Source organism: Streptomyces sp. NPDC004732, assembly GCF_040609235.1.
In the GTDB taxonomy this organism is placed as follows: domain Bacteria; phylum Actinomycetota; class Actinomycetes; order Streptomycetales; family Streptomycetaceae; genus Streptomyces.
On record NZ_JBEXJR010000003.1, the window covers coordinates 480,971 to 493,900 of the forward strand.

Genomic DNA, 12,930 nt, shown 5'->3' on the forward strand with positions numbered 1-12,930 from the left:
TAGGTGCGGGGGCTCCGCGGCTCACTGTGCAGGCTGGGCGGGCTCGAACCAGGTGGGCTCGTCCGCCAGTGCCCGCTTGATCCGGGACAGGGAGAAGTCGTGCAGTTCGGGCAGCGCGTCCACGTCGAACCACGCCACCTCCAGCGACTCGTCGTCGTTGACCCGCGCCTCGCCGCCGACGGCACGGCAGCGCAGGGTGGTGTCCATGTACTGGCAGATGTCGCCGTTGTCGTAGGTCACCTTCTCAAGGGCCTGCACCAGGACCACGCGCTCGGGCACGCAGTGCACGGCCGTCTCCTCGTACACCTCGCGCACCGCGCACTCCGCGGGCTGCTCACCCGGCTCCGGGATGCCGCCGATCGCCGACCACCTGCCGTTGTCGGAGCGCCGCCCCAGCAGCACCCTTCCCTCGTCGTCGAAGACGATGGCGGTGACTCCGGGAAGCCAGAGCAGCTGCTGGCCCGCGTCGGCCCGAATGGTGCGGATGAAATCAGGAGTAGCCATGGTCCGACCCTAACTGCGCCGCACCACCGCCCGGTCCGGGGCCCGGAATCACCGATCGGGGCCCCGCGGGCGGCAGTTGCTTCTCCGCGGTTACTTCTCTGCGGTTACTTCTCCGCGCTCCGCCGGGCCCGCACCGCCGACGTCACGGCCCAGCCGAGACCGCCCGCGGCGATCAGGACCAGGATGCCCTCGGGCAGCACGCCGAGCCGGGTGGCGGGGGTCTGTGACGAGCGCAGCGGGACCTCCTCGACGAGCGAGTCGGCGGTGTACCACTTCGTCTTCGCCCTGACCTTGCCGTCGGGCATGATCACGGCGCTGACGCCGCTGGTCACCGGGACCGCGACGGCGCGGCTGTGCTCGACCGCGCGGATCCGGGACATGGCGAGCTGCTGGTAGGTCATCTCGCTGCGGTCGAAGGTGGCGTTGTTGCTGGGCACCGAGATGATCTGCGCGCCGTGGGTGACGGTGTCGCGCACCGCCCAGTCGAAGGCCGCCTCGTAGCAGGTGGCGATGCCCACCTTCGTTCCGGCCATCGTGAAGACGCCGGGCTCGGTGCCGCGGCTGAAGTCCCGGCGCACCTTGTCGACGTCGCTGCTGAACGCGCTGATCAGCGAGCGCAGCGGGATGTACTCGCCGAACGGCTGGATCTGCCGCTTGTCGTACGTGTGCGTGGGGCCCTTCTCGGGGTCCCAGAGGATCTGCTCGTTGTAGAGCTTGCCGTCCTTGGTCTCGACGACCCCGCCGACGGAGACCGGCACGCCGATGGCCTTGACCGCGCCCTCGATCGCGAGGCGCGCGTCGGGGTTGGTGAACGGGTCGATGTCGGAGGAGTTCTCCGGCCACAGGACGAGGTCCGGGCGCTTGGCCTTGCCCGCCTTCACCTCGGCGGCGAGGCGCTCGGTCTCGAGCACGTGGTGGTCGAGGACCGCGCGGCGCTGGGCGTTGAAGCCGAGTCCCGCGCGCGGGACGTTGCCCTGGATCGCGGCGATGGTCGCCGTGCCGTCCTCCGCCTCGTCGCTGACGAGCGGGCGCGCCGCGAAGGCGCCGACGACGGGGACGAGCACGCTGAGCGCGGCGACGGCCGCCGCGCCCCGGCGCACGACGCGGGTGCCGCGTACGTCGATGACCTGGCGCACGACTTCGTACAGCCCGAAGCCGCACAGGACGACCGCGAAACCGAGCACGGGGGTGCCGCCGAGTGCGGCGAGCGGCAGGAACACGCCGTCCGCCTGGCCGAAGGCGATCTTCCCCCAGGGGAATCCGTTGAACGGCACGCGCGCGCGTGCCGCCTCTCCCGCGATCCACAGGGCCGCCGCCCAGAGCGGATATCCGGGCAGCCGGGAGACGGCCGCGATGCCCGCGCCCACGAGGGCGACGAAGACCGCCTCGACCGCGGCGAGCGCCAGCCACGGGCCCGGGCCCACCTCGACGCCGGTCCACACGAGGAGCGGCAGCAGGAAGCCGAGGCCGAAGAGGTAGCCGAGGCCGAGGCCCGCCTTCCAGGTGCGGCCGTGCAGACACCAGGCGAGGGCGCCGAAGGCCGGGAGCGCAAGCCACCACAGGGTGCGGGGCGGGAAGCTGACGTAGAGCAGCACTCCGGAGAGGGCCGCCACGGCGGCGGGCACCAATCGGCGCAGGAGGCGCGCGGCACGGGAGGCCTGCGGGGGCTGCGGATCGAGCCGGTCCGGCTCGTCCACGGGAGTGGTGGTGGCGGTCACTCGGGGAGTGTACGGCGCCTCACCTGGGCGCCGACAGCTCGGGCGGGGAGGGCTCCGCCGGGCGACGGGGAACCCGGCGCGCGGATGTTCGACGAATCGTTCCTGCACAACTGGTCCCAAAGTGGGGCGTCAGCCATTAGCGTGTGGCCGAGTCCCCGAGGCCGTCCGGTCCACGTCACCGTGGAGCGGTCCGTGCCGGTGGGGACCCGTCACATACCGGGGGGCGACGGGGTGAGGTCAACGGGTACGGCCGTGCCGGCCGGTCCGGCAGCGGCGCACGAGCGGCGGAGCGCGTCCGACGCGACGGGCGGCGCGCTGCTCGGCGCCTGCGCCGCCTGGGCACTGATCACCGCGGGTGTGCACGGCGGCAGCCCCGAGGGGATGCTCCTCGCGGTGCTCGCCGTGGCCGCGGGTTACGCGGGCGGACGGATCTGCGGGGCGCTGCTGCCGGTCGCCGCGCCGTGTGCGGGAGCGCTCGGGGGGCTCGGCCTCGCCGTGGCGGCGCCGCGCCTCACGCTCAGCCCCTCCTCTCCCCTGGGCCACACCGGTGCGACCGCCGCGCTGCTGATCCTCTCGGCCGGTGCGGCCTGCTGCGCGGCCTGGGCGGCCCGGGTCCCTTCGGCACGTCTCGCGCTGCGGCTGCTCGCCGCGGGGATCGCCGGTGCCGCGGCGGCCCTCGGCTCGCCGGTCGGCTGCGCCGGATCCGTCGTGGTGCTGCTCTGCTCGCTCGCGGCGGCCCGGCTGCGGCACCGGGCCCTGGGGATCATCGGACTTGCCGTCGCGTCGGTGCTGGTCACCGGCGCTTCGCTGGCCCTGGCCGACGACTCGCTCCCCGAGGGTCTGACGGCCCCGCTGGAGGGCAGCGTCGGCCACCACCGCGTGCTGCTCTGGCAGGACGCGCTCGGCCTCGCGGAGCGGGAGCCCGCCATGGGGGTCGGCCCCGGCAGGTTCGGCGATGTCAGCCCGGTGGCCACCCGCGACTCCGGCGACTTCCTGGCGGACGACAAGCCGCACTCGGCCGCGCTCCAGCAGGCGTCGGAGCAGGGGCTCGTCGGGGTGGGGCTGCTGGCCGCGGTGTTCTGCTGGCTCCTGTACGCGCTCTGGCTCTCCCCCGGCTCGACCCAGGTCGTCCTGTCGGCGGGCGCGGCCCTCACGGCACTGACGGCCGTGGCGGCGGTGGGCAACGCGCTGAGCGTGACGACGGTGACGACCGGGGCGGGGATCCTCGCGGGGATCGCAACGGCACGGCCCCTGGCCGACGAGCAGCAGGAAGGCGCCGCGGTCAGCTCGGGGTACCGGTGAGGCCCAGACGGGCCCTGATCGCACGCACCGCCGACTCGGCGTTGTCGACCGTCACCGTGAACTTGTGGCCGTCGCCCAGGCTCAGCACCAGAGCCTCACCGCGCCGGACCACCACGGCGGTGCCCTTCTCGGGGCGCCAGCGGTATCCCCAGCCGCCCCACTGCCGGGGCGTCACGGCGGGCGCGAAGTCCGCGCCGACGACGTGCGAGAGCGGAATGTGGCGGCGCGGCAGGCCCAGGTGGCCGCAGCGCACCTCCAGGTAGTCCTTCTCGACCTTCACGGCCACATGGACGAAGGCGAGCGTCCCGAAGAGCATCAGGAGTCCGACGGCGATGCATCCCACGACGGACATGGCCAGCGGTGCGACACCCGAGGTCCACATGGAGTCGACCGCGAGCTCGATGCCGAGCGCCATGCAGGCGGCACCGGCGCACGCGAGCAGCCACTGGACGCGGTTGGTCGCGCGTCCGGTCCAGACTTCGTGCGGGCTGTCGGATGCGGCCCGCTCTTCGGGGGCGTGGTCCTTCATGCAGTCGAGACTACTCAGATTCCGCCGCGAAGCCACCGCGTGACGGAGCGTGACAGCCGCTTCAGAGAGCCGGGCTGGTCTCCGCGAGCATGCGCCCCTCGGCGTACGTGAGTGCCGCCAGGGGCAGCTGCTCCTCGCGGCCGCTGAGCAGGACGATGAGGCCTGGCGAGACGGCCGAGGCGCCCACGGCGGCATCGGCCCTGCGCAGCGCCTGGGCCGCCACCGCACCGGCCGAACCGTGCAGGACCAGCGGCGGCCGACCGGGCTGCTGGACGGCGGCACGAATACGCTCGGCAACCAGCTCGTAATGGGTGCAGCCCAGGACGACGGCCCTTACATCGCGCGGCGTGAGGGCCGCGGCGGCTGCGATCGTCTCGTCGATGGCCGCCTCGTCCGCGTACTGCACGGCGTCGGCGAGGCCGGGGCAGGGCACCTCGGTGACGTCGACCCCGTTCGCGAAGTCGTCGATGAGCCCGCGCTGGTAGGGGCTGCCGGTCGTGGCGGGCGTGGCCCAGATGGCCACGGGTCCGCCGCCCGCGGCCGCGGGCTTGATCGCCGGAACGGTCCCGATGACCGGGATCCCCGGCTCAAGGCGGGCCCGCACGGTGGGCAGCGCGTGCACGGAGGCGGTGTTGCAGGCCACGATCAGCGCGTCGGGACGGTGTGCGGCGGCGGCTTCGGCAACGGCGACGGCGCGCTCGGTGAGGTCCTCCGGAGTGCGCGGTCCCCAGGGCATGCCGTCCGGGTCCGAGGAGAGGACGAGATCGGCGTCGGGCCGAAGGCGACGCACCGCGGCCGCCGCGGCGAGCAGTCCGATACCGGAGTCCATGAGCGCGATCTTCACCCGAGTCCCATCACTTTCTAAGACGTAAGGCCCCAGGTCACAGGGCTTGGGGCCCTACTCCGAGAAAGCGCGAACAAGGACCCTCAAAAGCATGAACGTATCACCCACCCTGACGCGTCCCACGCTGCGCGCAGTTGCAGGCTCACGCGTCTCCGACACCGGAGGCAAGCAGGGCAAGACCTCTCACATCGAGCAGAAGACCACCACAGCCCGGTACATCGACGGCGCGGGCTGGGCGACCGTCGGCTACTTCGAAGACCTCGATGTCTCTGCTCAGGTGTCGCCGTGGGAGCGGCCTGACCTTGGCCCGTGGCTCACGGATCGTTCCGACGAGTGGGACGCCATCGTGTGGGCAAAGGTCGACCGCGCGTTCCGGTCGATCTTCGACTGCGTCGATGTGGCTCGGTGGGCTGAGGACAACAAGAAGATCCTCGTCTTCACCGATGACGGACTGAAGCTCGACTTCAGCGACGGCGCTGACGACATGGCCACGATGATGGCCAAGGTCTTCCTGATGCTCGCCTCGCTCTTTGCCGAGATGGAGCTGAAGCGCATCAAGGGCAGGATGCTGGCCACACATCAGCATCTACGTGGAACTGATCGTTGGGCAGGCGGACAGGCGCCGTACGGCTACAAGATTGCGGACCGTGAAGGCGGCGGGAAGACGCTCGTCTTCGATCTTGAAGCCGTCGCCGTCATCAAGAAGATCATCGCTCTGGTCAAGGAGAAGAAGAGCTTCAACGAGATAGCGGCGATACTCACTGCTCAGGGCATCGACACGCCGTCTGTTCACCGGAGCAAGGCCCTCGCGTCTGGCTACACGTCGCGACGGAAGACCGAGCTTTCTAACCGGTGGCAGGGCAACGGCATCGCTGACCTTCTCCGTCATCCCGCCTTGATGGGCTACAAGACCGTCGGTAAGCGCGGGGACAAGCGCCACAAGCGACGGGTGATCGCCCGTGACAAGGCGGGCATGCCCATCCAGATCACCGAAGGCATTCTCACTGAGCACGAGTTCGAAGAGCTTCAGGTGCTCGTAGATGCGCGCTCAAAGACCGGTGAGCGGACCATGAACACGGCTCCCCACTTGGGCGTGGCCATCTGTGGTGGATGCCAAGAACGCTTGTACCTCCAGAACGGCGTCTACAAGCGTCGGGGCAAGGAGTACAACTACGCGTACTACCGCTGCCAGGCGAGGCCAAAGACGGGCAAGCCCGCCTGCAAGGGCTTCAGCTTCAAGGCAACGATCGTGTCCAAGGCGATCCACCTGTTCGTCACGGAAGAACTCGCTGATCTGCCCTACACGCGTCGAGTGTTCATCCCCGGCGAGGATCACTCCGAAGAGCTGGAGCGCGTCGTCAAGGCGATGACTGCCGTGCGCGAGGAGAAGGACATGGATCTCTACGACTACCCGGGCGGTGAAGAGGAGTACAAGGAGCGCATGACGTCCCTTGCTGCGAAGCGTAAGCATCTGTCAGCACTCCCCTCCCGCACAGCCGAGTGGCGGGATGAACCCACTGATGAAACGTGGGCGGATGCATACGGACGCATGGACGCGGAGGAGCGGCGTCAGCTTCTGCTTGAAGCGGGGGTGACCGTCGTCTTCACCAAGGACGAGGAGCCGTGGCCCACCGCCCCGGCAGACCTCATGGAGAAGATGGCTGCCCTGGCCGCGTAGTGGCCGGATCAGGTTGACCGAAAGCAGATGGATGGTTGACGGCTCGACGCCGCAGAGTGATGTTCGTGCAACAAGTCGCAACTGACTCGACGCGGGAGAGGTAGCCATGTCTCTACTGTTCTTCGGCAAGGACCCCAACACGGAGGAAGATCACTGCCCGTCCGTGTGGGTGGATGCAAAGACCTCTGACCTGATCTTCCAGGGCTGGAAGGCCGACGACGAGATCCGGTCGCAGTGCCTGGAGGACGGGTCCATCCCGCCCTACGAAGACGTGATCCGCATGCCGGTCCGCATGGCGGACCAGATCAGGAAGGCGCTCGATGCAGCAGAACGCGCAGCAGCCGCAGGCGCAGTCTCAGCCGTTCGCGGAACTCCTGCAACGCACTGAGCGTTCAGCCGTCCACTTCGAGGCGCGGGACGCCTACTTCGACAACGCCAAGTTCGCCGCGTGGCGGGACGGTGCGCGAGTCGACTGGGACGACCGCGGATCGTGGTGGACACCGTTCTATGAGCAGATCGCTGATGCCGTAGCCCGTGGGGTCGTGATCCGCAGGCTTCGCGTGGTCAGCGTGCCGTTGTCCGAGTACATCGCCTGGGAGCACTACTACACGCGCGCCAACGTGGAGGCTGGAGAGCAGGTGCGCTGGCTCCCCCGGCGTCATGCATCAACGCTTCTGCTCCCGGGCAACGACTACTGGTTGTTTGATGACCAGCTTGCGCGCATTCACCACTTCGCCGGTGACGGCTCGCTCGTGGAGGACGAGTTCAACACGGACACAGGCGTGCTCAAGTTCCTTGACGACGCCTTCGAGGCACTGTGGGACCACGGCATCCCGCACGAGGAGTTCCGGGTCTGATCAGCCGCGTACCGAGTCAGCAGTCTCATGGCCGTATCGCCGTCATCCAGCGCTCAAGCCGCTCGCGAGTCCATCGCCCAGCGGCTCAAGGAGCTTCGTCTCGACGCTGGTCTGAATACGCAGGGACATGCTGACCGGTGCGGCTGGAGCAAGTCGAAGACCTCCCGCATCGAGAACACCCTGACGACTCCGTCTGACGCGGACATCAGGGTTTGGTGCGCGGCATGCGACGCACCCGGCCAGGCTCAGGATCTGATCACGTCGTCTCGCGACGCCGAGTCCATGTACGTCTCGTGGAAGCGCAAGCAGCACACCGGTCTGCGCCGGGGGCAGCTCGCCAGTGTCCCTCTGTACGAGCAGACATCGATCTTCCGCATGTACTGCGTCAAGGTGATCCCTGGGCTTCTCCAGACGGAGGGCTACGCCCGATCGCTCCTCTCGAAGATCGCTGACTTCAGAGGGCTCCCCGACGACACGGCAGAAGCGGCCAAGGCCCGCGTCGATCGCTCGCGAGTGATCCGTGACGGCCTTCACCGTGCCGTGCTCTACCTCGAAGAGGACGCCCTCTATCACCGCGTAGGCGACTCACAGGTCATGGCCAACCAGCTCCACCATTTGCTGACGGCGATGTCCTACCCGGCCGTCTCCTTGGGGATCATCCCGCAGGGCTGCGAGCGCGTGATGTGGGGCGTCGAGACGTTCTCGGTGTTCGACGACAAGCGCGTGCACGTCGAGCTGCTGTCGGGCAAGGTCACGCTGACCAGCCCAAGCGACGTGGATGTGTACCTGCGAGCCTTCCTGCGGATGCGGGAGATGGCCGTCGTTGGCTCAGACGCCAGGTCACTAATCCAGAGGGCCATTAGCTCTCTCGGGTAGTTCGTCTGCAACAGACTGCAACAACGTAGCCCCGCGGACTCCGCACTTCCTACCTTCAAGTCACGACCCACGCAGGCACGTTGAAGGTGGAGAGGCTATGGCTACCGCTGTCCCCGAGAACCCGGCCCAGCCTCGGCGGCTGGGCAGAAACCCGCGAGAGACCGCCAAGATCATCGCGGACAACGCAGTCCCCCAGGTCGAGCACGCCCTTCAGCTCATGAAGATCCCTGGCGCCGTCTACGCCGCTGGGATCAATGAGTCCTCGGAGGGCAAGCCCGAGGGACTCGTTCACATCTCGCTCAACTCCTCCGAGGCGTACGCCTTCGCGTCCTGGGTCCTGGGTCGCATCACGACCGAGGAAGCTGCGGAACACGCGGAGCGTCAGGAGATGAGCTGATGTATCAGCAGGAAGACATCGTGGTCGACTTCGCTCGCGGCCTGTCCGGCGAGGTCATCGCCATAGAAGGCGCTCAACTGACCTTGTCCCGCCCGAGCGGTCACCAGTGGACGCAGGAGCGCAACGAGTGCCGCCCCGCCACGCCTGCCGAGAAGGTCGACTTCGACAACGCCAGGCATCACGGCACTGACGTGCTCAGGGGCCTGGGAGTGCAAGAGCAGTGGATTACCTGACTGCCACCTAGATTCCCCGGCCCTGCTACGCCTGAGATGGCTGTCTCCGTAGCAGGGCTGGGGCTCCATCCCCTCTACGAGAGAAGGGCACCATGGGCACGCTGACCAATGGCAGTTCCACCATCGCATACGAGCAGTCGAATGCACCGGGTCTGGACTGGCGGAAGTCGGGCCGGACAGATCTCGACCCGATCCTCAAGGAGTGCGTGATCGTCGCCGCCGCTCCTGACGCGAAGGACCACCCGCACGAGCACGTGCCGGACGGCACCCGCATGGTCGCGGTCTCGGACGACAAGGACACCGAGGCGCATGTCCTCCTGTTCACCCGAGCGGAGTTCACGAACTTCGTCGTGAGCGCGAAGGCCGGGGAGTTCGACGAGTTCTTGGCCACGGAGGAGGAGATGGAGGCCGCTCAACGGATCGGTGAGGCGGCTGACATGGCGGAGATCCTTTCCGCCTGATCCACCCAACACGCAGCGGCCTGCTCTCCCCCGAGGCGGGCCGCTGTGCTGTCTGCAAGGAGACAAGCGTGGAGAACTTGGAGCCGTACGACGTGAACGAGGTCTTCCGCAGTGGGGAGAACGTGAACCGCGCGTTCGCCTACGTCGAGAGGAAGTACAACGGTCGCGTCGCCTGCCACTCGTGCAGGGGGCTACAGACGTACGCCACTATCGGTGGTGCAGGTGCCGTGACGGCGATCTGTTTCGCGCCGGACTGCTCGACCATCACGCCGACGCAGATCGGTCATCTGACGGCCATCTGGCATCCGAACTTCGGTCAGCAGCAGCTCGGGCGGAACAACGGCAAGGCCCGGCCGAAGCTGAGAGCAGCCACGTAGGTCGTTGGTCCCCGAGCCGGCCAGGTCGGAAGTCCCACCGCGGAAACGCCCCCTCTCACATCGGGAGGGGGCTTCGTCGTTCATACAGGGATGACTGCCTGTCACCAATTGGCTTGCCACCATCTATTTCTGATGAACCGTCAGATACTGTCAGGCGTCCGGATGTGGTATGTACCCGTGATCAATCGCCCAGAGCACAGCCCAGCTCTCGAACGTGCCGAAGATCGTGTACACGAACATGAGGGCACCGAGCGCGGCAGGGACCCCGAAGGTCGTGATGACGGCGCCCTTGGCCCACTCGGGCCAGGACCAGAAACGAGACAGTACGGACTTCACAGCAGCACCTTAGAAACGACGAAAGAACCCCCTACCATCATCAAGCCGGTAAGGGGGTCTTAGGTCCAGAGTTAGTCCCGAGCGCCCAGGACGTTCGTCACGAGTCGGCAAGGCCGCGGTGCGACGAACCCCCGCGAGGGGACGACTCACGGGGGTTCGGCTATTCAGTTATGCCACCCTCACTCGGAGGTCTTGCGGCGGCCCGCCATCACGAGTCCAGCACCAGCGACGAGGACGCTGGCTGCGGCGAGGCCGGGCACGAGCATGCCGTCGGAGCCGGTGGCAGCCAGCTCAGCACCAGCAGCCACACCACCCTTCGGGGTCACAACGTCCGTAGTGGCGTCGGCCTGGTCTGAGGTAGAGCTGACGGGCTTCACGGCGGCGCCCTTGTCGACAGCGCCGGGCTTCTGCTTGTCCGGCTTGACCGAGGCGCAGTCCTCGTAGTGCTTGTCCTTGTCGGCAGGCTTGAGGCACGTGCAGTCCTCCTTGCCCTCTTCAGGCTTCGGCTTGTCCTTGCCGTCCTCGATCTTGTCGGCCGGAGTGAGCGGGGTGAGCGGCTTCGTGTCCGGGTCCGGCTTGGGCTTCTCCAGCTCCGGGCCGGGCGGGGTGATGACCGGCTTATCCTTGTCGCCTTCCGGCTCAGGCGGCGGAGGCGGGAGGGCCGGGCCCGGGGGAACGATCTGCGGCTTGTCGGGGCCGGGCTCGATGATCTCGGGCTTCTCGGGCTGGACCTCAGGCTCCGGAGGCGGCGGCAGCACCTCGGGGCCAGGCGGGGAAACCTTGTCCTTCTGGGCTTCCTTGTCGTACTGCTCCCGCTGCTTGTCGAACTCCTTGAGGTTCGACGCGTCCGTGTCCGGCTCGTCGATGCCGTCCAGGATCGACGACTCAGCGTCGGGCTGCGCAGTGGCAGCCATGGCCGGGGTGGCAAGGAGCATTGACGCTCCAGCACCTACAAGGGCGATCTTGGCAAGCGTGCGCTTGCGGGGCGCAGAGTGCTTGGACATGCTTGTTCTTACCTCTCATAGGGGTGGCCGGTCGGGCTTCCGTCGAAAGTTGACCCGACCGGTCTTTACCTTTGCATTACCTGTGAGGTTCGCGCCTGCATCCAAGGGCCCTAGCTGGTGGGCCTTTGGTCCTGGCCTAGCTCCACACGCCATCGGCGGCAGCTTCCTTGACCCACGCCTGGAAGGTTCGGGGGGTGCGCCCCAGAACCTCTCGCACACCGTCACGCACATGTGCGTACTCTCCTCGGCGCTGACCAGCGGTCCCCCAGGTGAACCACTTGATCATGGGTTCGGCAATGCCCTGCGAGCGCCACATGTCGGCCCACTCCTCGGTGGGCATGTTGCGGTACTCCAGAAGCTGACCGATCTCGTTGCCGATGAGCCTGAGCGCCTGGCCGTAGGTGATGACCTCCGGCCCATCGAGGTAGTACGTCTTCCCGGCGTGGGCCGTGCTGGTGTCCGTCAGGATCTCGACAGCTACGTCAGCGATGTCACGAACGTCGATGAACGAGATACCTGCACCGTCACCCTCCCCGAGCGGGCGGCGAATACCTCCGTCGGCAATGAGAGTGGGCTCCATCGGTCCGAAGTTCTGCGCGAACACGGTGGGGCGCAGGATCGTCCAGTTCAGCTCGCCCTCGTTGATGCACCGGACGGGCATCTCACGGGACAGCATCCACGAGCTACCGAACTCGGCACTGCACCCCGAGAGGAACACCATGCGGGAGATCCCAGCGGCCTGGACTCGTTCAAGGAACTTGCCTACCGCATCGGCGTCGAAGCTGGGGTCGGTGGGCGTCATCAGGTAGACGGCCGTGACCCCTTCGAGAAGGGCGCCCCATCCCGTCGGGTCCGACCAGTCGAAGCTGATCTCGGTGTTGGGAGCCACCTCGCGTGTGGCGATGCCTCGTTCACGAAGTCCGGCCGCTACGAGGCTTCCGGTCTGGCCGGTTGCGCCGGTCACGAGAACGAGAGGTGCTGCGGAACCCATTAGGGCCTCCTTGGGGTTTCTTTGCTTCCCTTATGCCTTACCTTGACTCACCCTTCGCGATCAAGTTCGGCAAGCTTCTACTCCTGGACGATTGACGGCGCAGGCACAGCACCTCCCAGCACGAGAGCGCCGGACATGCCGATGACAGTAATCTTCCTCAAGCGCATCAACTCCTCATGGGTGCGGCATCGGTCTGATGCCCAACTCCCTCATGACGGCTGCATATTGACCGTCATTGGTAATCCATTCCCAGTCGACGTTGAGGTCTCCTGGGTACGCCGTCCAGCACAGCATGTGCCGCGCTCCGGACGTGCGCTTGTCTGAGCACAGACGCATCGCGTCGGCTCTCGACATGTGCCACAGCACTCGAAGGCGCGGCGGAGCTGTGTTCTTGCTCGCTATGAAGACGTAGACGGTAGGGGCCGCCGCAGCGGCCCCGCCCTGCCTACTTCTTCTTGGCAGCTGAGGGCTTCTCCTCTGCCTCTTTCATGGCGAGCTCGTAGGCCGCCGTGATGTTGGACGGGATGCGGCCTCGATCGTTGACCTCGATGTCGTTGTCCTTCGCCCATGCACGGATCTTCGTGTCCATCGTGGCGTTGCGGCGCCCCTTCTTCTTGGGCTCCAGGCCAACTTCTTCTACCTTGGCGCGGAACTTGTCTGCGGCAGCCAGGTAGGCGTTCTGAGCCTTCTCGAAGGCGGTGGAAGCTGTCTCCAGCTCCTTCATCTTGGCGTCACTGATCTCGACCTCACCCTCGTAGACCTCGTCACCGATTTCGACGGTGAGCTTGGTTACTGTGGCGGCTTTGATGGCCATCCTGAACTC

The 12,930-nt window shown here is 67.2% G+C and carries 17 protein-coding genes; 9 read left to right on the forward strand and 8 right to left on the reverse strand.

The window, feature by feature from the left end:
* Positions 1-21 precede the first annotated feature (21 nt).
* Entirely contained in the window at positions 22-504 is a 483-nt protein-coding gene (locus tag ABZV77_RS11255) for an NUDIX domain-containing protein (RefSeq protein ID WP_356253578.1), read from the reverse strand.
* A gap of 104 nt (positions 505-608) precedes the next feature.
* Entirely contained in the window at positions 609-2,222 is a 1,614-nt protein-coding gene (gene lnt / locus ABZV77_RS11260; RefSeq protein ID WP_356253581.1) for an apolipoprotein N-acyltransferase, read from the reverse strand.
* Between the two features lie 252 nt (positions 2,223-2,474).
* On the opposite strand from lnt, the gene ABZV77_RS11265 reads away from it, so the two are divergent.
* Entirely contained in the window at positions 2,475-3,524 is a 1,050-nt protein-coding gene (locus ABZV77_RS11265; protein WP_356253584.1) for an O-antigen ligase family protein, read from the forward strand.
* Here ABZV77_RS11265 and ABZV77_RS11270 read toward each other — a convergent pair.
* Both ABZV77_RS11270 and ABZV77_RS11275 read right to left on the reverse strand, forming a co-directional pair.
* A complete protein-coding gene (locus ABZV77_RS11270; RefSeq protein ID WP_356253587.1) occupies positions 3,505-4,053 on the reverse strand; it encodes a hypothetical protein in 549 nt (182 codons plus the stop codon). The genes ABZV77_RS11265 and ABZV77_RS11270 overlap by 20 nt on opposite strands.
* A 61-nt stretch (positions 4,054-4,114) precedes the next feature.
* The gene (locus tag ABZV77_RS11275) at positions 4,115-4,882 is read right to left on the reverse strand and encodes an aspartate/glutamate racemase family protein (protein ID WP_356253590.1); all 768 of its coding nucleotides are present in this window, start codon (positions 4,880-4,882) and stop codon (positions 4,115-4,117) included.
* A 106-nt stretch (positions 4,883-4,988) separates the two neighbouring features.
* On the opposite strand from ABZV77_RS11275, the gene ABZV77_RS11280 reads away from it, so the two are divergent.
* From ABZV77_RS11280 to ABZV77_RS11315, 8 genes are all read left to right on the forward strand, one after another.
* Positions 4,989-6,575, forward strand: coding sequence for a recombinase family protein (locus tag ABZV77_RS11280; protein WP_356253593.1), 1,587 nt, complete (start codon positions 4,989-4,991; stop codon positions 6,573-6,575).
* 106 nt (positions 6,576-6,681) lie between these two features.
* The gene (locus ABZV77_RS11285; RefSeq protein WP_356253596.1) at positions 6,682-6,963 is read left to right on the forward strand and encodes a hypothetical protein; all 282 of its coding nucleotides are present in this window, start codon (positions 6,682-6,684) and stop codon (positions 6,961-6,963) included.
* Positions 6,896-7,432 carry a DUF6879 family protein gene (locus ABZV77_RS11290; RefSeq protein WP_356253599.1) on the forward strand — a complete coding sequence of 179 codons (537 nt, stop codon included), beginning with the start codon at positions 6,896-6,898 and terminating at the stop codon, positions 7,430-7,432. Before ABZV77_RS11285 ends, ABZV77_RS11290 begins: the two co-directional genes overlap by 68 nt.
* A gap of 27 nt (positions 7,433-7,459) precedes the next feature.
* Positions 7,460-8,308 (forward strand): helix-turn-helix transcriptional regulator, encoded by an 849-nt coding sequence (locus tag ABZV77_RS11295; RefSeq protein ID WP_356253602.1) that lies wholly within the window; start codon positions 7,460-7,462, stop codon positions 8,306-8,308.
* Positions 8,309-8,405: 97 nt separating this feature from the next.
* Positions 8,406-8,705, forward strand: coding sequence for a hypothetical protein (locus ABZV77_RS11300; protein WP_356253605.1), 300 nt, complete (start codon positions 8,406-8,408; stop codon positions 8,703-8,705).
* A complete protein-coding gene (locus ABZV77_RS11305) occupies positions 8,705-8,938 on the forward strand; it encodes a hypothetical protein (RefSeq protein WP_356253608.1) in 234 nt (77 codons plus the stop codon). Before ABZV77_RS11300 ends, ABZV77_RS11305 begins: the two co-directional genes overlap by 1 nt.
* A gap of 92 nt (positions 8,939-9,030) precedes the next feature.
* Entirely contained in the window at positions 9,031-9,399 is a 369-nt protein-coding gene (locus ABZV77_RS11310; protein WP_356253611.1) for a DUF397 domain-containing protein, read from the forward strand.
* A gap of 68 nt (positions 9,400-9,467) precedes the next feature.
* A complete protein-coding gene (locus ABZV77_RS11315) occupies positions 9,468-9,776 on the forward strand; it encodes a hypothetical protein (RefSeq protein ID WP_356253614.1) in 309 nt (102 codons plus the stop codon).
* A gap of 150 nt (positions 9,777-9,926) precedes the next feature.
* Here ABZV77_RS11315 and ABZV77_RS11320 read toward each other — a convergent pair whose 3' ends face one another.
* The 4 genes from ABZV77_RS11320 to ABZV77_RS11335 form a co-directional block, all read right to left on the reverse strand.
* Positions 9,927-10,112, reverse strand: coding sequence for a hypothetical protein (locus ABZV77_RS11320; RefSeq protein ID WP_356253617.1), 186 nt, complete (start codon positions 10,110-10,112; stop codon positions 9,927-9,929).
* Positions 10,113-10,291: 179 nt separating this feature from the next.
* Complete coding sequence (locus ABZV77_RS11325) at positions 10,292-11,116, reverse strand: LPXTG cell wall anchor domain-containing protein (RefSeq protein ID WP_356253620.1); 825 nt, start codon at positions 11,114-11,116, stop codon at positions 10,292-10,294.
* Positions 11,117-11,252: 136 nt separating this feature from the next.
* On the reverse strand, positions 11,253-12,107 hold the full coding sequence (locus tag ABZV77_RS11330; RefSeq protein ID WP_356253623.1) for an NAD(P)H-binding protein: 855 nt from the start codon (positions 12,105-12,107) through the stop codon (positions 11,253-11,255).
* Between the two features lie 445 nt (positions 12,108-12,552).
* Complete coding sequence (locus ABZV77_RS11335; protein ID WP_356253625.1) at positions 12,553-12,921, reverse strand: histone-like nucleoid-structuring protein Lsr2; 369 nt, start codon at positions 12,919-12,921, stop codon at positions 12,553-12,555.
* Between the last annotated feature and the right edge of the window lie 9 nt (positions 12,922-12,930).

What these genes read in the sequence shown, in the direction of transcription:
- ABZV77_RS11285 (WP_356253596.1), top strand. Translation starts at nt 6,682, where the DNA reads ATGTCTCTACTGTTCTTCGGCAAGGACCCCAACACGGAGGAAGATCAC.
- ABZV77_RS11335 (WP_356253625.1), bottom strand. Translation starts at nt 12,921, where the DNA reads ATGGCCATCAAAGCCGCCACAGTAACCAAGCTCACCGTCGAAATCGGT.
- ABZV77_RS11270 (WP_356253587.1), bottom strand. Translation starts at nt 4,053, where the DNA reads ATGAAGGACCACGCCCCCGAAGAGCGGGCCGCATCCGACAGCCCGCAC.
- ABZV77_RS11310 (WP_356253611.1), top strand. Translation starts at nt 9,031, where the DNA reads ATGGGCACGCTGACCAATGGCAGTTCCACCATCGCATACGAGCAGTCG.
- ABZV77_RS11330 (WP_356253623.1), bottom strand. Translation starts at nt 12,107, where the DNA reads ATGGGTTCCGCAGCACCTCTCGTTCTCGTGACCGGCGCAACCGGCCAG.
- ABZV77_RS11300 (WP_356253605.1), top strand. Translation starts at nt 8,406, where the DNA reads ATGGCTACCGCTGTCCCCGAGAACCCGGCCCAGCCTCGGCGGCTGGGC.
- ABZV77_RS11290 (WP_356253599.1), top strand. Translation starts at nt 6,896, where the DNA reads ATGCAGCAGAACGCGCAGCAGCCGCAGGCGCAGTCTCAGCCGTTCGCG.
- ABZV77_RS11295 (WP_356253602.1), top strand. Translation starts at nt 7,460, where the DNA reads ATGGCCGTATCGCCGTCATCCAGCGCTCAAGCCGCTCGCGAGTCCATC.
- ABZV77_RS11255 (WP_356253578.1), bottom strand. Translation starts at nt 504, where the DNA reads ATGGCTACTCCTGATTTCATCCGCACCATTCGGGCCGACGCGGGCCAG.
- ABZV77_RS11275 (WP_356253590.1), bottom strand. Translation starts at nt 4,882, where the DNA reads ATGGACTCCGGTATCGGACTGCTCGCCGCGGCGGCCGCGGTGCGTCGC.
- ABZV77_RS11325 (WP_356253620.1), bottom strand. Translation starts at nt 11,116, where the DNA reads ATGTCCAAGCACTCTGCGCCCCGCAAGCGCACGCTTGCCAAGATCGCC.
- ABZV77_RS11280 (WP_356253593.1), top strand. Translation starts at nt 4,989, where the DNA reads ATGAACGTATCACCCACCCTGACGCGTCCCACGCTGCGCGCAGTTGCA.
- ABZV77_RS11305 (WP_356253608.1), top strand. Translation starts at nt 8,705, where the DNA reads ATGTATCAGCAGGAAGACATCGTGGTCGACTTCGCTCGCGGCCTGTCC.